20 protein-coding genes are annotated in these 18559 nt (G+C 65.1%); 13 read left to right on the top strand and 7 right to left on the bottom strand.

The window, feature by feature from the left end; genetic code table 11:
• Positions 1 to 3 precede the first annotated feature (3 nt).
• On the top strand, positions 4 to 687 hold the full coding sequence (gene regX, locus F6B93_RS03300) for a two-component sensory transduction protein RegX (RefSeq protein WP_211697724.1): 684 nt from the start codon (positions 4 to 6) through the stop codon (positions 685 to 687).
• On the opposite strand, the gene F6B93_RS03305 is transcribed toward regX, so the two are convergent.
• From F6B93_RS03305 to F6B93_RS03315, 3 genes are read right to left on the bottom strand one after another with little or no spacing between them, the layout of a single operon-like run.
• A complete protein-coding gene (locus F6B93_RS03305; protein WP_211697725.1) occupies positions 684 to 2564 on the bottom strand; it encodes a GMC family oxidoreductase N-terminal domain-containing protein in 1881 nt (626 codons plus the stop codon). The genes regX and F6B93_RS03305 overlap by 4 nt on opposite strands.
• Entirely contained in the window at positions 2561 to 2926 is a 366-nt protein-coding gene (locus F6B93_RS03310; protein WP_211697726.1) for a hypothetical protein, read from the bottom strand. The genes F6B93_RS03305 and F6B93_RS03310 overlap by 4 nt, the downstream gene beginning before the upstream one ends.
• Positions 2923 to 3918 (bottom strand): hypothetical protein, encoded by a 996-nt coding sequence (locus F6B93_RS03315; protein ID WP_211697727.1) that lies wholly within the window; start codon positions 3916 to 3918, stop codon positions 2923 to 2925. Before F6B93_RS03315 ends, F6B93_RS03310 begins: the two co-directional genes overlap by 4 nt.
• Before the next feature lie 166 nt (positions 3919 to 4084).
• On the opposite strand from F6B93_RS03315, the gene F6B93_RS03320 reads away from it, so the two are divergent.
• Complete coding sequence (locus tag F6B93_RS03320; protein WP_211697728.1) at positions 4085 to 4810, top strand: FadR/GntR family transcriptional regulator; 726 nt, start codon at positions 4085 to 4087, stop codon at positions 4808 to 4810.
• An 11-nt stretch (positions 4811 to 4821) separates the two neighbouring features.
• On the opposite strand, the gene F6B93_RS03325 is transcribed toward F6B93_RS03320, so the two are convergent.
• Positions 4822 to 5616 (bottom strand): DUF3109 family protein, encoded by a 795-nt coding sequence (locus F6B93_RS03325; RefSeq protein WP_211697729.1) that lies wholly within the window; start codon positions 5614 to 5616, stop codon positions 4822 to 4824.
• Positions 5617 to 5742: 126 nt separating this feature from the next.
• Here F6B93_RS03325 and F6B93_RS03330 point away from each other — a divergent pair, with 126 nt between their 5' ends.
• From F6B93_RS03330 to F6B93_RS03370, 9 genes are all read left to right on the top strand, one after another.
• The gene (locus F6B93_RS03330; protein WP_211697730.1) at positions 5743 to 6777 is read left to right on the top strand and encodes a Ppx/GppA family phosphatase; all 1035 of its coding nucleotides are present in this window, start codon (positions 5743 to 5745) and stop codon (positions 6775 to 6777) included.
• Positions 6774 to 7961 (top strand): hypothetical protein, encoded by a 1188-nt coding sequence (locus F6B93_RS03335; protein ID WP_211697731.1) that lies wholly within the window; start codon positions 6774 to 6776, stop codon positions 7959 to 7961. The genes F6B93_RS03330 and F6B93_RS03335 overlap by 4 nt, the downstream gene beginning before the upstream one ends.
• An 18-nt stretch (positions 7962 to 7979) precedes the next feature.
• Positions 7980 to 8822, top strand: coding sequence for a sugar phosphate isomerase/epimerase family protein (locus F6B93_RS03340; RefSeq protein ID WP_211697732.1), 843 nt, complete (start codon positions 7980 to 7982; stop codon positions 8820 to 8822).
• A 25-nt stretch (positions 8823 to 8847) separates the two neighbouring features.
• Positions 8848 to 9756, top strand: coding sequence for a thioesterase family protein (locus F6B93_RS03345; protein WP_211697733.1), 909 nt, complete (start codon positions 8848 to 8850; stop codon positions 9754 to 9756).
• Between the two features lie 35 nt (positions 9757 to 9791).
• Positions 9792 to 10667: a pyrroline-5-carboxylate reductase gene (proC, locus tag F6B93_RS03350; protein ID WP_211697734.1), complete on the top strand. Its 876-nt coding sequence runs from the start codon at positions 9792 to 9794 to the stop codon at positions 10665 to 10667.
• Positions 10668 to 10807: 140 nt separating this feature from the next.
• Complete coding sequence (locus F6B93_RS03355) at positions 10808 to 11062, top strand: cell division/environmental response transcriptional regulator (protein WP_211697735.1); 255 nt, start codon at positions 10808 to 10810, stop codon at positions 11060 to 11062.
• 224 nt (positions 11063 to 11286) lie between these two features.
• The gene (locus F6B93_RS03360; RefSeq protein ID WP_003402602.1) at positions 11287 to 11388 is read left to right on the top strand and encodes a 30S ribosomal protein bS22; all 102 of its coding nucleotides are present in this window, start codon (positions 11287 to 11289) and stop codon (positions 11386 to 11388) included.
• 73 nt (positions 11389 to 11461) lie between these two features.
• Positions 11462 to 12595, top strand: coding sequence for an SDR family oxidoreductase (locus F6B93_RS03365; RefSeq protein WP_211697736.1), 1134 nt, complete (start codon positions 11462 to 11464; stop codon positions 12593 to 12595).
• Positions 12577 to 13668, top strand: a complete 1092-nt coding sequence (locus tag F6B93_RS03370; protein ID WP_211697737.1) for a lysophospholipid acyltransferase family protein — start codon at positions 12577 to 12579, stop codon at positions 13666 to 13668. Before F6B93_RS03365 ends, F6B93_RS03370 begins: the two co-directional genes overlap by 19 nt.
• 60 nt (positions 13669 to 13728) lie before the next feature.
• Here F6B93_RS03370 and cmaA2 read toward each other — a convergent pair whose 3' ends face one another.
• From cmaA2 to F6B93_RS03385, 3 genes are read right to left on the bottom strand one after another with little or no spacing between them, the layout of a single operon-like run.
• Positions 13729 to 14637, bottom strand: a complete 909-nt coding sequence (gene cmaA2 / locus F6B93_RS03375) for a cyclopropane mycolic acid synthase CmaA2 (RefSeq protein ID WP_211697738.1) — start codon at positions 14635 to 14637, stop codon at positions 13729 to 13731.
• 22 nt (positions 14638 to 14659) lie between these two features.
• Positions 14660 to 15160, bottom strand: coding sequence for an FAS1-like dehydratase domain-containing protein (locus F6B93_RS03380; RefSeq protein WP_211697739.1), 501 nt, complete (start codon positions 15158 to 15160; stop codon positions 14660 to 14662).
• A 45-nt stretch (positions 15161 to 15205) separates the two neighbouring features.
• The gene (locus tag F6B93_RS03385; RefSeq protein ID WP_211697740.1) at positions 15206 to 16129 is read right to left on the bottom strand and encodes an HAD family hydrolase; all 924 of its coding nucleotides are present in this window, start codon (positions 16127 to 16129) and stop codon (positions 15206 to 15208) included.
• A 729-nt stretch (positions 16130 to 16858) separates the two neighbouring features.
• Here F6B93_RS03385 and F6B93_RS03390 point away from each other — a divergent pair.
• Positions 16859 to 18076, top strand: a complete 1218-nt coding sequence (locus F6B93_RS03390; protein ID WP_211697741.1) for a PPE family protein — start codon at positions 16859 to 16861, stop codon at positions 18074 to 18076.
• Positions 18077 to 18178: 102 nt separating this feature from the next.
• A complete protein-coding gene (locus F6B93_RS03395; RefSeq protein ID WP_211697742.1) occupies positions 18179 to 18451 on the top strand; it encodes a glutaredoxin family protein in 273 nt (90 codons plus the stop codon).
• Positions 18452 to 18559: the final 108 nt, after the last annotated feature.

The following is an 18559-nucleotide window of genomic DNA, read 5'->3' on the forward strand; positions in this document are numbered from 1 at the left end:
CTGATGACGAGTGTGCTGATCGTCGAGGACGAGGAGTCGCTGGCCGATCCGCTGGCGTTTCTGTTGCGTAAGGAGGGTTTTGAAGCCACGGTGGTGACCGATGGTCCCGCGGCCCTCGCCGAGTTCGACCGGGCCGGCGCGGACATCGTGCTGCTCGATCTCATGCTGCCGGGGATGTCGGGCACGGACGTGTGCAAGCAGCTGCGTGCTCGCTCCAGTGTTCCGGTGATCATGGTGACCGCCCGCGACAGCGAGATTGACAAGGTGGTCGGCCTAGAGCTGGGCGCCGACGACTACGTGACCAAGCCCTATTCGGCGCGTGAGTTGATCGCCCGGATCCGGGCGGTGCTCCGTCGGGGTGGTGACGACGAGTCTGAAATAAGCGATGGGGTGCTGGAGTCCGGCCCAGTGCGGATGGACGTCGAACGCCACATTGTCTCGGTCAACGGCGACACCATCACCCTTCCGCTCAAGGAGTTCGACCTGCTGGAATACCTGATGCGCAATAGCGGGCGGGTATTGACCCGCGGTCAATTGATCGATCGGGTCTGGGGCGCGGACTACGTTGGCGACACGAAGACGCTCGACGTCCATGTCAAACGCTTGCGGTCCAAAATCGAGGCTGACCCGGCTAACCCGGTGCACCTGGTGACCGTGCGGGGGCTCGGCTACAAGTTGGAAGGCTAAGTCCGGTCACCGACCACCTTGTCGGCGACTGCCGACGCCAGAGCCATGATGGCTAGCTGCGGGTTCACTGCGGCGCAGCTGGGCAAGATCGACCCATCGGCAACCCACACGCCTTCCGCACCGCGCAGTCGACCGGTCTCGTCGACTGGACATATCTGCTCGTTGGCACCCGCGGCCGCGGTGCCGGTCGGGTGGAAGGCCGCAAGGTGCAGGCTTGCGGGGTTGCTCTGCTGCACCACGTCGTGCAGCTCAGACAGCGACGTTACGGGTGGAACGCCGGGAAGTCCGGTGAGTACCTCGACGGCGCCGGCGGCGAAGAGCAGCCGACCCATGGCCTGCATTGCCACGCGAAGCTTGAGTACGTCGCCACGGTCGATGTCGTAGCGCACCAGCTGCTCGCCTCCCAGCGACCGCACTGAGCCCACCCCGCGATCGGCCACCATGGCACCGAAGGTTGCGACGTGAGACGCCCGGTCGAGCCAGCTCAGCAGCTCGGCGCCGTACCCGGGAAAGACCATCGACCCCATTCCCGGCGGCGTGGATGTCGCTTCGATCAGGACGCCATCCGACTCGTGCAATTCGTGGGCAGCGGCGCTCTGCAATACTCCGCGCCAGGCCAGGACATCGTCCTCGAAACGCCCGGCGAGCATTGTCGCCGGATGTAGCGCAAGGTTGCGGCCGAGCCGGGGATGCTTGCCAAGACCGCTGCGCCGCAACAGCCCCGGTGTCTCGGTTGTACCGGCGGCAATGATGACCGTGTCGGCGAGCACGTCGAAGGCGGTGCCATCGGGGCGGCGGGCGCGCACCCCGCAGGCGCGTCCACCCTGGTGGAGTACTCGTTCGACCCGCGCCTGCGAGACGATATGTGCACCGGCGGCGCAGGCTTGGGGTAAGGCGTTGAGATGTACGCCGAACTTGGCGTTTCGGGGGCAGCCGATTGCGCACTGGCAACAGCCGTCGCAGTCGGGTGCGTTTCGCGGAATGGGTGCGGCTCGCCAGCTCAGGGACTTGGCGGCGTCGAGTAGCAGGCGTCCGTTGCGGCCCATGACTTGGAGGGGCACCGGTGCGACTCGCAACGTGTGCTCCACCTCGTCGAGGTGGTCGGCCAGCAGGTCCGGGTCGGCGATGGTGAGGCCGAATTCGTCGCGCCAGCGCTGTTGCACGGCAAGTGGTGGCCGGTAGCAGGTGCCGGAGTTGACGACGGTGGTGCCTCCGATCGCCCGGCCGACGGGCAGCACTATCGCCGGGCGGCCCAACGCGACGGTGGCCCCTGCTCCGCGGTATAGCCCGGCGTAGCGGTCGATCGGATGGGTGGTGCGAAACTCCTCGACCGTCCAGCGCCGTCCCTCTTCGAGCACGATGGTGTCGAACCCATTCCGGGCCAGGGTGCGGGCCACCATGGCCCCGCCGGCGCCGGAGCCGACGATGACTGCATCGGTGGTTACGACGGAACGGCTTTCGGTCGACGAGGTGACGCCCAACTCCGCGTCAGGTCGCGCCGGATCGTGTTCCTGGGCGCGCGAGAGCAATTCGTGCGCGTATGTGTCGGCGCCGTTGGCGAGCAGCACGATCGCCTTCAGGCCCTCGACGGCCGCGCCGGCGTCCGGGCTAAGCGCAGCGATCCGGCGCAGCACCTGCGCACGCGCATCCGGGTCTAGTTGCGAAAACGACCGGCCGGTGGTGAGGTAGCTCGCTGCGGTCAGCGACAGCACGCCCCCACGCACGGCCCGACGCGATGTCGCTGGGAGCTGTGCCACATAGCGGTTGACGCGTTCGGCGAGCTGGGCCGGCGACGGGCCGCCGTGCTCTTCGGGCAGCAGCGCGGTGCCGAACGAGGCTAAGGACGCGAACGACGCCCGTTCCGCAATCCGGCTCATGACGCGGATGCGGTGAGCTGCCCCAGTTGTCGGCCGAGTTGTCGGCCGAGTTTGAGGAAGAACGGGTAGGTCGCGAAGATGAGGGCGGCGGTCGCGTGTAGTGGCCACCCGGACTTGCCGGTTTCCGGGGTCGTGTTCACGTTGAAGACCCCGCTGTTCCACATGAAGTCGCGCCCATTGTGGGCGCGGAAGGGCCGCCACAGCAATCCGAGGCCGGGCACGTTGTGGTAGAGCCCGAACGATCCGCCGAAGAAGACGCCCAGGGTGGCGGCCTCCGCGCCATCGCGACGATCCGCGGGTACGCGACGCTCGATGAGAACTCCGGAGATGAACAGCAACGGTGGGTCGAGTAGGAAGCTCATGATGGTGTCCTTTCGTTGAGGGCGGGTGCTCCAGAGCCCTCCGGGGCGTCGCGCAAGCCAACTTCGGCGTGCCCGATGCCGTGCAGCGACCAGGTGCGCTCGACTACCCGGCTGCCGCGCTGGCGGCGACTGATCTCGATGTGGATGTCGGCTTGTTCGGTGTTGGTGCACACCGCAGTGGCCCCGTCGGGATCGGTGTATCCCAGGCTCACGCACTTGTCCGGGGGCTGGTCCACCCGGATCAGCACGTCGCGGCTGCCGATGCGCCCCTCCAGCTGCCAGTGCTGCAGACCCAGCGTTGTCCGCATCCGAAGTGATGGCAGCGGGCTTGCGGGCCAATCCGTTCCGTCGATGCGGAAGCGAACGAACGCCATGGGCGCAAGCCTGCGTAGCCCCGGTCTGCGCGACACGGCGGTCACGACCTCGGCGACATCGCCGTTGCCGAGGTCGGCATGGATCCATCCCCAACGCTTGGCGTTGCCGTGCCCATAGATGTGGGCGATACCGCCTCGCCAGCCGTCGAGGCGGTGGGTGTCGTCGCCAACGCTCATTGTTCCGGTGAAGTCGGCGCTGGGAGCGAGCACTACTTGGGCACCGGGCAGCAACTCCCGCTCCCATGCCACGCGCGGAAACGTCCACAACGGTGCGCCGCTGTCCTTCCAGGACAGATCCCAGCCCAGCGATCCCGCTTGCCCGCTGAGTTCCTCGGGGCCCACGCGTGCCTCTGGGGTCTCGAACCAGGTCGGGCCGGCTGCGGGTTGGGTGGGCTCGGGACCGAAGCGTTCGGTGCGCGGCGGGCCGTCGGAGGGAAACCAGGTCGCCCAACCGTGCGCGTATGGCGCTACACCGGTCGCGGCCGGTGCCACCGTTTCGCAATGCACCCACAGGCCGGCGCGGGTCAGCGGATCCGACAGTGTGGCATACCACACTTCGAGGCGGCCGGACGCACCACGCCAGCGTGGGGCGGCGGCCGATCGCATTTCGTTGTCCACTGCTCACCTCTTCTCGTCGAGTGTGTTTTGAGGGCGTCGAGTGTGCCTTCAGGGCGGGAAAATGGCCCAAATCTCGCCCTGGATGCACAGTCGGACGCGCCCTAGGGCCGACAGATGCTTTGGTTCTGGCTATGTTGTTCGTTCATCCACTATATTGGTTGAGCCAATGAACCAGTCAAGTGTTTTTCAGCAACCGGATCGTCAGCGGGTGGATGAGCAGATCGCTACGTCGATCGCCGACGCCATCCTCGACGGAGTTTTCCCGCCCGGGTCGACCCTGCCGCCCGAGCGGGAATTGGCCGAACAGCTCGGGGTCAATCGCACTTCGCTGCGGCAGGGTCTTGCTCGGTTGCAACAGGTCGGGCTGATCGAGGTCCGCCACGGCAGCGGCAGTGTTGTTCGTGACCCGCAAGGCCTTACCCATCCGGCGGTGGTCGAGGCGCTGGTACGCAAACTGGGCCCGGATTTTCTCGTTGAATTGCTGGAGATCCGTGCGGCGTTGGGACCGTTGATCGGCCGTCTCGCGGCTGAACGCCATACTCCTGATGACGCTGAGGCCTTACGTGCCTCGCTGGCGGTCGTGGCGGAGGCGGACACGACCGCAGGCCGTCAGGCCGCCGATCTCGCCTTCTTCCACGTGGTGATCCACGGCACCCGCAACCGCGCATTGGGTTTGCTGTACCGCTGGGTTGAGCACGGCTTCGGGGGGCGCGAGCATGAGCTCACCGCGGCCTACGACAACGCTGTCGCGGTGGTGGCCGATCTACGGGCGATCACCGACGCGGTCCTGGCACGTGACGCCGATAAAGCCGCCGCAGCCGTGGAAGCGTACTTACGTGCCAGCGCGCTGCGCATGGTCGCGGCTTACGAGAGCCGTGACCAACGCGGCTAGCGGGCGGTGTGCTACTTGGCTGCTCGCGTCGCGGGATGTACGGCGATGAGTCCTAATCGCCCGCGGCGCTTACACATCGCGGCGAGTTCCGCGTAGGCCTTCGCGCCGAGCAGTTCGGTGAGCTCGTCGGCAAGGCTTTCCCAGACCGGCTTGCTGCCGATATGGGCGGCTGGATCACCGGTGCAGTACCAGTGCAGGTCGGCGCCGCCCGAGCCCCAGCCACGTCGGTCGAATTCGGTGATGGTGGTTTTGAGGACTTCGGTGCCGTCCGGCCGGGTGACCCATTCTTGACTGCGTCGGATCGGTAGCTGCCAACAGACATCGGGTTTCATGGTCAGTGGCGGCACGCCCAACTTGAGCGCTTTGCTGTGCAGCGCGCAACCGGCGCCGCCGGCGAAGCCGGGCCGATTCAGGAAAATACATGCGTCCTTGTGTCTGCGAGTTCGGAATTGCGGTTGCCCGTCGTGTTCGTCGAGCTCCAGATAGCCCTTGCGGCGCAGACCCTTATCGCGGAATTGCCAGTCTTCGTCGGTCAGCTTCTTCACCGAGTCGTCCAATCGCGCACGATCGTCGTCGTCGGACAGGAATGCTCCGTGCGAGCAACACCCATCGTCGGGCCGGTCTGCGACGGTGCCCTGGCAGGCTGGGGTGCCAAAGACACACGTCCACCGCGACAGCAGCCACGTGAGGTCGGCCGCGATGATGTGCTCGTGATTGTCGGGGTCGTAGAACTCCACCCATTCACGAGCAAAATCCAGTTCGACCTCTTGGCCTGGGTGCACCTGTCTCGGGCGCGAGTTCGCCACGACTGCAACGTTAGACGACCGCTAGAGCGGCGGTTCTGCCTGCTAGCCGGCGCGAGCCGCGCCGTAGTGCGTCGCTACTCAGCGGGTCGCGATGCCGCGGAATTTGCGCACGGCTAGTTTGATTTTGTGCGATTGGGCGTGCTGGACGTTGGTAGCAACACCGTCCATCTCCTGGTAGTGGATGCTCACCGTGGTGGGCATCCGACGCCGATGAGTTCGACCAAGGCCGCGCTGCGTCTGGCCGAGGCCACCGATAGCTCGGGCAAGATCACCAAGCGCGGTGCGGACAGGCTGGTGACCACCATCGATGAATTCGCCAAGATCGCGGTGAGTTCGGGCTGTGCTGAGTTGATGGCTTTCGCCACCTCCGCGGTCCGCGACGCGGAGAATTCTGACGACGTACTGTCCCGGGTACGCGACGAGACCGGTGTCGAGCTACAGGCGCTGCGCGGTGTCGACGAGTCGCGGCTGACCTTTTTGGCGGTGCGGCGCTGGTTCGGGTGGAGTGCGGGGCGCATCATCAACCTCGATATCGGTGGCGGTTCGCTGGAGGTGTCCAGCGGTGTCGATGAGGAGCCGGAGGTGGCGTTGTCGCTGCCACTGGGCGCCGGCCGGTTGACCCGCGAGTGGCTGCCCGACGACCCGCCCGGCCGGCGGCGGGTGGCGATGCTGCGTGATTGGCTTGACGCCGAGCTGGCTGACGCCAGCGTTGCCGTCCTGGAAGCTGGCAGCCCGGACCTCGCGGTAGCAACGTCGAAGACGTTTCGCTCGCTGGCACGACTCACCGGTGCGGCGCCATCGGCCGCCGGGCCGCGGGTGAAACGAACCCTGACAGCTAACGGCCTGCGGCAACTCATCGCATTTATCTCTAGGATGACGGCGGCTGACCGTGCAGAACTGGAAGGAGTTAGCGCCGAGCGTGCGCCGCAGATCGTGGCGGGCGCCTTGGTGGCGGAGGCGAGCATGCGAGCGCTGTCGATTGAAACGGTGGATATCTGCCCGTGGGCACTGCGGGAAGGGCTCATCTTGCGCAAACTCGACAGCGAAGCCGACGGAACCGCCTTGATTGAATCCTCGTCGGTAGCGCCTTCGGTGCGCGATGCTAGAGGTCAGGCAGTTGATCGGAACGCGGTTACCCGATCGAGAGGCAACAAACCATGACTCGACCACACTCCGAGACGGAGAGCCCGAGCACGCGGCAGATCCCGGTGGCCGAATTGCTCGCCAAGAACGGAACCATCGGCGCCCCGGCGGTAACTCGGCGGCGCCGTCGTCGCCGCGGTGATGCCGACATGGTCACGGTTGCCGAATTGACCGGTGAGATCCCGATCGTTCGTGACAGTGATCATCCCGATCATCCCGATCATCCCGATCATCCCGATCATCCCGATCGTCCCGATCGTGCTGACCATGCTGATCAAGGCGATCGTGAGGACCGCAACACACGCCCTCAGGATCGCCCGCAGGAAGCCCACGACCAAGCAGCCGAAGGGCCGATCCAGGTTGCCGAGGCTTCTCTGCAGTCGCCCGCCCAGACGGATCCATCACCGATCACCGAAGAAGGCCCGGAAAGCCATCCCAGTACCGGGTACTGGTCTGAAGCGGAGCCGCGCTGGCCCAAGTCACCGCCGCAGGCTCGGCGCGGTTCCGGGCCGGAGCGTAGCGAGTACCCGCGCCCCCTGCGTCACACCGACGATAGCGATGCGCAAAGCTCCTTCGCGCCTTCCGGTGCCGAGCATATGAGTCCGGATCCAGTAGAGCCCTATGGCGATATCTCGGTGGATGTCACCGACACCGAGGTGAGCGAGGTCGAACCAGCGACCGAGGATTCCGCCTTCGCGCGCTCCTACCTGCAGGCTGCAGACGGGGCCTCCGACCAGGCGCTTTTCGGCGGTCAGTCGATCGCGGACGAGATTGCCCGACGACAGCGCGGTCGACAGCAAGGATCGTGGTTCGGCGACGACGGTGTGGGTTCCGACGGTGAGTTCGCCGAACAAATCGCCGAACAGCGAGTCTTAGAAAGGGAGGCAGGGAAGGAAGGGGAGGAAGGGGAGGATTCCGGCGACTCGCCGGGCACGATTGACACGCTGTGGCGTGGCACCGCGGTGGTGTTGCAGTCGATCCTGGCCGTTGCGTTCGGCGCTGGCCTATTCATCGCCTTTGACCAGCTATGGCGGTGGAACAGCATCGTGGCCCTGGCATTGTCGGTATTGGTCATCCTGGGCCTCGTGGTCGGGGTGCGCGTGGTGCGCAAGACCGAGGACATCGCGAGCACGTTGATCGCGGTCGCGGTCGGAGCGCTGATTACCTGGGGACCGTTGGTGCTATCCCTGCAGGCGGGCTAGGCGCCACCACACTCGACAGTGCGCCCAGCAATCAAAGTCGGTCTTTCGACAGCCTCGGTTTACCCGCTGCGGGCCGAGGCCGCATTCGAGTACGCCGCCAGACTCGGCTACGACGGGGTTGAGTTGATGGTGTGGGGGGAGTCGGTCAGCCAGGACATCGACGCCGTCAAGAAGTTGTCGCGGCGCTATCGCATGCCGGTGTTGTCCGTACACGCTCCTTGCTTGCTCATCTCGCAGCGGGTGTGGGGCGCCAATCCGATCCTCAAGTTGGATCGCAGCGTGCGGGCCGCTGAAGAGCTGGGTGCCCAAACGGTCGTCGTGCATCCGCCGTTCCGGTGGCAACGCCGCTACGCCGAGGCGTTCAGTCATCAGGTAGTCGCGCTCGAAGCCTCGAGCGAGGTGATGGTGGCTGTGGAAAACATGTTTCCCTTCCGGGCGGACCGCTTCTTCGGGGCCGATCAGTCCCGTGAACGGATGCGTAGGCGTGGCGGTGGGCCGGGAGCGGCGATCTCAGCGTTCTCGCCGTCCTACGACCCGCTGGACGGCAACCACGCCCACTACACCCTTGATCTCTCCCATACCGCGACTGCGGGTACCGACGCGTTGGATATGGCGCGACGGATGGGCTCGGGTCTGGTGCACCTGCATCTGTGCGACGGCAGCGGCCTACCGGCCGATGAGCACCTGGTTCCGGGACGCGGCACGCAACCGACCGCCGAGGTGTGCCAGATGCTGGCCGGTGGCGGGTTCGCGGGCCATGTCATCTTGGAGGTGTCCACCTCGGGGGCACGTTCGGCTACCGAGCGGGAAGACATGCTGGCCGAATCGCTACAGTTCGCACGCACGAACCTGCTTCGCTGACAACCCGGAAAGCCCGGTAGGAGCCATGAAGCCGTTGTTCACGACCGCGATGTCGCTGCGCGCCGTCGACGGTAGTGGTGCGGAGTTTGAGGGTGAGCTGAACGAGCATTGGACCATCGGGCCCAAGGTGCACGGTGGCGCCATGCTGGCCTTGTGCGCCAATGCCGCTCGCATAGCTCACGGACGCGGTGCAACACCGCACGTGGGGCAGCCGGTCACCGAGCCAGCCCCCGCGCTGGGACCGGCCCTGGAGCCGGTCGCAGTGTCGGCCAATTTCTTGTGGGCACCGGATCCAGGGGTGATGCGGCTCCAGACGTTTATCCGCAAACGTGGTCGCCGGATCAGCGTGGTCGATGTCGAACTCAGGCAGCGCGACCGGACGGCGGTGCACGCGGTGGTCACCTTGGGCGAGCCCGAGCATTCTCTGCCCCGGGACACGGTTGACAGGGCGGATGAGACCAATCCAGCAGCGCCGCTCCTGTCAGCGAACCCCGTCGGGGAGCTGATGGCCCCGGAACCGCCGGGCGATATTGCACCCATCGGTCCCGGCCACCCGCTGGCCGGGTTGGTGCATCTGGGCGAAGGTTGCGACGTCCGGCCGGTGTTGTCGTCGCTGCGCCCAGCTGCTCATGGTCGGCCGCCAGTGATCCAGATGTGGGCGCGCCCGCGCGGTGCCGCCCCAGACGCGCTGTTCGCACTCATGTGTGGGGACTTGTCGGCTCCGGTGACGTTCGCCGTCAACCGCACCGGTTGGGCGCCCACCGTTCAACTCACCGCCCTGCTGAGGGCATTGCCAGCTGACGGCTGGCTGCGAGTGATCTGTACCTGCGTGGAGATCGGGCACGACTGGTTCGACGAGGATCACATCGTCGTCGACCGGTTGGGCCGTATCGTCGTGCAATCGCGCCAACTCGCGATGGTTCCCGCCCGGTAGCAGGCGACAGCAGGGCTGTCTGCGATGCTTTCGACATGGCGAGAATCGCGATCATCGGCGGCGGCAGCATCGGTGAGGCGCTGCTATCCGGTCTGTTGCGGGCGGGGCGGCAGGTTAAAGACCTAGTGGTGGCCGAACGGCTGCCTAGTCGAGCCAAGTACCTGGCGGAGACGTACTCGGTGTTGGTCACGTCGACGGCAGACGCGGCGGAAAATGCGACGTTCGTCGTCGTTGCGGTCAAGCCTGGCGACGTCGAATCGGTAATGGGGGACTTGGCCGCCGCCTCCGCCGCGGCCGATCGCGATAGCGCCGAACAGGTATTTGTCACCGTGGCGGCGGGCGTCACGATCTCGTATGTCGAGTCCAAGCTCCCGGCCGGGACGCCGGTGGCCCGCGCGATGCCGAATGCGGCGGCACTGGTCGGTGCGGGAGTCACCGCGCTGGCGAAGGGCCGGTTCGTCAGCCCAGAGCAGCTCGACGAAGTCCGCGCCCTGTTCGACGCCGTCGGTGTGGTGCTGACCGTTCCCGAACCGCAACTGGACGCGGTGACGGCAGTGTCCGGCACGGGACCGGCGTATTTCATGTTGTTGGTCGAGGCGCTGGTTGACGCGGGTGTCGCCGTGGGTTTGAGCCGTCCTGTAGCCACTGACCTCGCGGCGCAGACGATGGCCGGATCAGCTGCGATGCTGCTCGAGGGGTTGGATCAAGGCCGGCGACCGGCCGACGGGGGGCCGTTGGGATTGGGGGTGAACACCACCCCGTCCCAACTGCGGGCATCGGTGACGTCACCAGGCGGTACGACCGCCGCCGCGCTCCGTGAGCTTGAACGTGGGGGATTTCGGGCGGCCGTCGATGCCGCTGTCCAGGCCGCCAAAAACCGCGCTGAGCAGCTAAGAATTACATCGGAATAATTCAAAAATTTTTGAATTGATTGTCCCCCACTAGTACCAGTAACCCCACTAGTCCCGCTATTCTCCTTTTGTATGCACGCGTGGGTGCCAACGGAGGGGAAGCCGCTGGCATTGCGTGTGCCTGACACGATTGGGTTGCGATGACGTCTACGAATGGGCCATCGGCGCGCGATTCTGCCGGCAAGCGAGACACCGCTTCGGTCGAAAGCCAGCAGGCCAGGACACAATTTCTCACAGTGGCCGAGGTAGCGGCGCTGATGCGGGTCTCCAAGATGACGGTGTACCGGTTGGTGCACAACGGTGAGCTGCCTGCGGTTCGGGTCGGCCGGTCGTTCCGGGTGCACGCCAAGGCCGTCCACGACATGCTGGAGACGTCGTACTTCGACGCCGGGTAGCGCACAATCTCGCCGCGCGACGCTATTTTGGCGTCGGCGGGGCACCCTAATGTCGCGCCCCTCGGCAGTGGGAACGTAGCTTCTGAGCACCGGACGTGCCTGGTTCCGGCGGTGAACCGCGCACGGTGGCGATGCCGGTTTGGTGTTCTGCGCCGCCGGCCGGGTAAGGTGTCCGGGGCATTTCTTACGAGTCTTACCAGCCGGTACAGGCAGATAGCGGAGTCATGGGTTCAGTAATCAAGAAGCGGCGCAAGCGCATGTCGAAGAAGAAGCACCGCAAGCTGCTGCGCCGCACCCGGGTGCAGCGCAGGAAACTTGGCAAGTAGGCGGTCCGACGTCCGGCGCCGACCGTCATCCGCCTGTAACGCTCTTTCGTCTCGTCACCGGTAGGCTATCGGGGTGGATACGTCGAACGGCCGGGGTGGCACCGGAGGAGTCGGCGGCGACAACAGCGACAACGTGCACCTCCCGAAGGTTGTGCTGGTCACTGGCGCGTGCCGGTTCCTCGGCGGCTACCTGACCGCGCGCCTCGCCCAGAACCCACTGGTCAACCGGGTCATTGCGGTGGATGCGATCGCGCCGAGCAAGGACATGCTGCGCCGGATGGGCCGGGCCGAGTTCGTTCGCGCCGATATTCGTAACCCGTTTATCGGCAAGGTGATTCGCAACGGCGAGGTCGACACCGTGGTCCATGCCGCGGCTGCGTCGTATGCGCCCCGCTCCGGCGGCGGCGCCGCGTTGAAGGAACTCAACGTGATGGGTGCGATGCAGCTGTTTGCCGCGTGCCACAAGGCGCCGTCGGTTCGTCGGGTTGTGCTGAAGTCCACCTCCGAGGTCTACGGCTCGAGTCCGCACGACCCCGTCGTATTCACTGAGGACAGCACCAGCCGCCGGCCTTTCCGCGATGGCTTCGCCAAAGACAGCCTCGATATCGAGGGTTATGTGCGGGGCCTTGGCCGGCGCCGGCCGGATATCGCGGTGAGTATTCTGCGGCTGGCCAACCTGATCGGCCCGGCGATGGATACCACGTTGTCGCGCTACCTCGCCGGGCCTTTGGTGCCGACGATGTTTGGTCGCGACGCGCGACTGCAGTTGCTCCACGAGCAGGATGCGTTGGGTGCATTGGAGCGTGCGGCGATGGCCGGTAGGGCTGGCACGTTCAACATCGGAGCAGACGGCATCATCATGCTGTCGCAGGCGATCCGCCGCGCCGGCCGGATTCCGGTGCCGGTGCCGGTCTTCGGGGTGTTTGCGTTGGATTCGCTGAGGCGGGCGAATCGCTACACGGACATCGGTCGTGATCAATTCGCCTACTTGAGTTACGGCCGGGTGATGGACACCACAAGGATGCGTTCCGAACTCGATTATCAGCCGAAGTGGTCCACCGCCCAGGCATTCGACGACTACCTCCGCGGCCGTGGCCTGACTCCCATTATCGACCCGCATCAGGTACGCTCCTGGGAGGCTCGTGCCGTAGCCTTGGCCCAGCGCTGGGGTAGCCGAAATCCAATTCCATGGGGCGGGGTCAGGTAGATATCGTGGCGGGTGAACCCAGAGCGAATGTCATTCCACTGCACACGAATCGGGGTCGGGTGGCGGCGCGGAGGCGCGCCAATCAACGGACAGAAGAGTCCGGCCAGCACCCCTCGCTGATATCTGATCCGGGTAGCCCGGCGTCCGCCCAACAGGCCGCCGCCATCGTGCGCGAAATCGACGGGCATCGGCGGGCTGCCGGTGGCACGTCGACGGCCGATGCTCCGCTCAACGAGCTCGCACAGCGCGTTGCCGAGGTGGCCGGATTTTTCCGGCAACGACTGACCGGTGACTACAGCGTCGATGAGTTCGGCTTCGACCCGCACTTCAACAACGCCATCGTTCGGCCTTTGCTGAGGTTCTTCTTCGAATCTTGGTTCCGGGTCGAGGTCAGTGGGGTCGAGAACATACCGAGCGATGGCGCGGCCTTGGTGGTCGCAAATCATGCCGGGGTCCTGCCGTTTGACGGATTGATGCTGTCAGTAGCGGTTCACGATGAGCACCCGGCGCATCGGGATCTGCGACTGCTTGCCGCCGACATGGTTTTCGACCTACCCGTGCTCGGTGAGGCCGCGCGCAAGGCGGGTCACACGCTGGCCTGCACGACCGACGCGGAGCGGTTGCTCGGCTCTGGCGAACTCACCGCGGTGTTCCCGGAGGGCTACAAGGGGTTGGGCAAGCGCTTCGAGGACCGGTACCGGTTGCAGCGTTTCGGTCGTGGCGGCTTCGTGTCGGCGGCGCTGCGCACTAAAGCGCCCATTGTCCCGTGTTCCATCATCGGATCCGAAGAGATCTACCCGATGTTGACCGATGTCAAGCTGCTGGCGCGGCTACTCGGACTGCCGTATTTCCCAGTCACGCCGTTGTTCCCGTTGGCCGGCCCCGCCGGGCTGGTCCCGCTGCCGTCGAAGTGGCGCATCGCGTTTGGTGAGCCGATTTACACCGCAGACTACGCAACCACCGACGCCGACGACCCGATGGTCACATTTGAGTTGACCGACCAGGTTCGGGAGACCATCCAGCAGACGCTATACCGCCTGCTGGCCGGGCGTCGCAATGTCTTCTTCGGCTGAGATTGCGCTACTAGCGGAAACGTCACTGCACGATCGTGCCGTGACCGGCGCCGCCAGAAGTCACTTGACCATGGTGAACTGGCACACGTCCGTGTAGTGATCGCGGAACAGATCGGAGCAGCCGGTCAAGTAATGCATGTAGATGTCGTAGACCTCTTGGCCCTGTAGCTCGATGGCCTTGTCTTTGTGCGCTTCCAGTGCGGTAGCCCACGAATTGAGCGTCGGAACGTAGTTCGACCCAATCCGGTGGTAGCGCTCAACCTTGAAACCGGCCCGCGACGAGTATTCGTCGATCTGCGGAATCTGGGGCAACCGGCCGCCGGGGAATATCTCGGTCAAGATGAACTTGATGAAGCGCAGCAGGCTCATCGGCGACGTCAAGCCCAGCTCCTTGGCTTCGGCGGCATCGGGGACGATGATCGTGTGCAGCAGCATCCTGCCGTCGTCGGGTAGCACGTTGTAGCACATCTTGAAGAAGCGGTCGTAGCGCTCCCAACTGGCATCACCGGCGCCATCGGCAAAGTGCTCAAACGCGCCGAGTGACACGATGCGGTCAACTGGCTCGTCGAATTGCTCCCAACCCTCCAGCCGCACCTCTTTGTGACGAGGGCTGTCCATCTCGGCGAACTTCTGCTGGTCGTGGGTGAACTGGTTCTCGCTGAGCGTCAGGCCGATGACGTTGACGTCGTACTCGGCGATCGCGTGCCGCATGGTCGAACCCCAACCACAGCCGATGTCGAGCAGCGTCATACCAGGTTCGAGGTTGAGCTTGTCCAGGGCGAGTTTGCGCTTCGCGTATTGAGCTTCTTCCAACGTCATGTCGGGACGCTCGAAGTAGGCGCAGCTGTATGTCATGGATGGATCGAGGAACAGTTTGAAGAATTCGTTCGACCGATCGTAGTGCGACTGCACGGCCTCTACCGGCGGTGACAGGTCAACCGGCAGGGCTTTTTCACCCCGTTTGGTCATTGATCGGACCCTACTTCCCCCACTAGATGGACGCAATTGCGGCCACGGTCGCATCGGCTTCCGCCTCGTGGTGAGCGGCTTCTCCCAGCATGGTGACAACGCTGGTAACCACGGGTTTGCCGTCCGCGTCGGTCACTTCGCTGCGGATCTGGGCGAGTACGGTGCCGTGCGATTCGATGACGGAGTCGAGGTAGGTGTCGAAGTACAACTTGTCGTGGGCCAGGATCGGCCGGTGGAAGCGAAACTTCTGGTCGCGATGAAAGACTCGCGCGATGTTGATGGGGATGTTGAACTTGGTGAAGATCTCCAACTGCACCCGTCGCCCAGCGATCGCCAGGAACGTCAGCGGGGCGACCAGCGCCGAATAGCCGGCTTCAGCGGCATCGGATTCGCTGTAGTGGCTGGGGTGCTCGTCTTTGAGTGAGACCGCAAACTCACGGATCTTCTCGCGCCCGACCACGAAGTAGTCCGGGGCGCGGTAATGCTTGCCGATGAGTCCTTCGGCTTCCTCGGGGATTGTCATTCCGTTGCTGCTCTCCGCTCAAATAGATGCTAGCGGCGCAGCTTATCAGCGTGATTGGCGCCGCGAGGCCAGAGCCGCCAACGCGCCGCCGGCGGCACCTAGTGCCAGGGCCGACGGCACTCCGATCCGGGCTGCCTTGCGAGCGATTCGGAAGTCGCGGATCTGCCAGCCACGTTCGCGGGCCAGGCTGCGCAGCCGAGCGTCCGGGTTGATGGCGACCGCGGTGCCCACCAGCGACAGCATGGGCACGTCGTTGTAACTGTCGGAGTACGCCGTACACCGTTTGAGGTTGAGTCCCTCCCGTATGGCTAGTGACCGCACCGCGTGAGCCTTACCGGTTCCGTGCAGGATCTCGCCGACCAGCCGGCCGGTGAATACCCCGTCGACCGATTCGGCGACCGTGCCGAGGGCGCCGGTCAGGCCCAGCCGGCGTGCGATCGTCGCCGCGAGCTCGTACGGCGTAGCGGTGATCAGCCATACCTGCTGACCGGCGTCGAGATGCATCTGGGTCAGTTCGCGGGTGCCAGCCCAGATCTTGTCGGCAATGAACTCGTCGTAGATCTCCTCTCCCAGGGCCACGAGCTCCGCCACTGACCGGCCCTCGATGAAGGACAGCGCCTTGCGCCGGCCAGCGGCGACATCGTCACTGTTTTCCTTGCCGAGCAGCTGAAACTTGGCCTGTGCGTAGATAAATCCAAGAACGTCGCGATAAGTGAAGTAGTCGCGGGCGGCCAGCCCGCGGCCGAAATGCACCGCCGACGAACCCTGGACCAGGGTGTTGTCCACGTCGAAAAACGCGGCGGCGGTCAGGTCGATCGGCGGCGGGGGACCACCCTCGGGGGCGGCGACGGGGGCTTGAATGTCCTCGAGCGCACGGATAGCACTGGGATTGGGGGGCGGCAGATCGGCCGACCGCGCCAGATCACCGCGACTGCCCCAGCCGGTGCTGCTCGTGTCGGAGGAAGCCATCACACACCTCCTAGGTCGCGGTGCCGGCGCTGTGCCGGTTTCTTGGCCGCTGTCAACCCTATCCGGCCTATCCGGCGAATCCGCTGAGGACGTTTTGGTGCTTGGCGGGCCGGGCGATTGACGAGTACTTCGGTACCTGCGGGCGGTCGGCTATTTTGGAGTCAAGTCGGATGAGATATGCCTACTGGCATGCGACTGGCGAAGTCGAACATGGGGGACAAAGAACATACAAACTGGTGATGTTGTGAACATCGGCAAACTTAGGCAAAGGCGCCCTCAGCGTCATAATGAATTCATATGTGGGTCGTCGGATCTTCACGTTGCCGTCGCACGTCGCACGCCGAAGGTCGCGACCATCGCATCCTCGAGCGCGTCGCAAGAGTCGCCATCTATGACCGCCTAGACAGGGGTAGCCGTCCCGACTGATGCGAACACGCGGGGCACATGTCGCCGACCGGTACGGCCGATGCTGTTGCCGCTCGAACCCTGGCACTCGAGGTCGCGGCCGCCGCGAGATGACCGCTGAGGGTGGCTCAGGTGGCGGGCTAGGGCTCCGAAGTTGGCGGCGCCCGGTGCCTCGCGTCGGCGATCCACCGCAACTGGGTTGGCCGCACGACGGCCGCGACGGCTCGCACCCGGCCACCAAGGCCGCGAAGTCCTCACCGCCAGATCGAGATTCACCGCAACCGCACCGAAAGTCACGACAACAAGAAAAGGAGCAATGCAGAAATGTTGGTCGATTTCGCGATGTTGCCGCCGGAGATCAACTCGGCCCGAATGTATGCGGGCCCGGGCGTTGGTTCACTGCAAGCCGCGGCAGTGACCTGGGGAGAGCTATCCGCGGACTTGCAGTCCACCGCACAAATCTATGAATCCGTCGTCTCGGATTTGCGCGCCTACCGATGGCTGGGTCCGTCGTCGATGTCGATGGCCGCTGCGGTCATCCCCTACGTGGAATGGCTGACGACGACCGCTGCGCAGGCGCGGCAGACGGCCGGCCAGGCGGCAGCGGCGGTGGCCGCCTTTGAGCAGGCATTCGCGATGACGGTGCCCCCGCCGGTGGTCGCGGCCAACCGTGGCGAGTTGGCAGTCCTGACGGCGACGAATTTCTTCGGCCAGAACGCCGCGGCGATCGCGGCCGTCGAGCTGCACTATGCCGAGATGTGGGCGCAAGACGCCACCGCGATGTTCGACTACGAGGGCGCGTCCGCGGCCGCGGCGACGTTGGCCCCGTTCGCGTCTCCCGAGCAGACCACCAGCTCCAAGGGTGTGACCGCCCAGAACGCTGCGGTGGCCCAAGCATCTGCCCCCGCCGGTAGTGACGGCGTATTTGGAGGTGCGTTGAGATTCATCCTGCAAGCCATCGAGGGCGGGATCCTTCCGTTGGCTCCTGAGCTATTACCCCTGTTTGAGGCTGGCGAAGCGGCGCTCGATGTGTGGCAGCAGTTCCCAGATCTCGTGAGCGATGACTTCACCGTTCTCGACGGCGTCTTGGCTTGGTACGCATCGGTCAACACGGTCGATACCGTTGAATCGATCGGTACCGGGTTTATCCGCGCCCAGCAGGCACTTGGCTTGTTGCCGAATTTGGGGCCACCGGCGGCACCGCCGGTGGCCGCTCCGGAATTGCTCGGCTCGCTGAAGTCGATTGCCGATGCGATTTCTGGTGGCGGCTCGCGTGCGCTCGCGGGTCTCGGGAGCAAGGTGTCGGCGGCCATGACCAGCGCGGGCAGGGTCGGGCCAATGTCGGTGCCGGCAGCGTGGGCCGCACCGGAGGTCGCCAGTGTTAGCCAGTTGCAGGGCACACCCCTGACGACGGTGGCGCTCGACAACGGCCCCGCGGCCGTAATGCCCGGGGTGCCGTTGGTGGGGTCGGGGCGCACCGCCGCCGTGCCGCGGTACGGTTCGCAGCTCACCGTAATGACGCGGCCATTCTCGGGCGGGTAGCGAGCAAAACCTCTCATGTGCTCATCGGCTCCGAAGCCGAGTTGTCGCGGCCACTCCTGCGGCCCCGCCCAAGCGCGATTGCTGCGATGCCACACTGGGCCTATGCCCCGCTCCCCCCATCGGCCCCACGTGGAGTTGCTGACACGCGACGGCTGCACGATCTGCATACGGGTACGCACCCAGTTGATCGAATTGGCCGCCGAGCTGGGCTTCGACCTGGTGGCCACGGACGTCGACGTTGCGGCATCCGCCGGCAACCCGGGCCTACGGGCGGAATTCGGCGACCGCCTACCGGTGGTCCTCCTCGACGGCCGCGAGCATAGTTATTGGGAGGTGGATGAGGCGCGGCTGCGTGCCGATCTGGCCGCCCGCTGAGGCAACTGTCGTCGTCTGCCGGTATTTGGTAGCCCACCTGATTAACGTCTACCGTAGACATCGGTTCGCTAACCGCGGACAGTTTCACTGACTGCGGATAGTTTCACT

This window comes from Mycobacterium spongiae, assembly GCF_018278905.1.
GTDB classification, from domain to species: Bacteria; Actinomycetota; Actinomycetes; order Mycobacteriales; family Mycobacteriaceae; genus Mycobacterium; species Mycobacterium spongiae.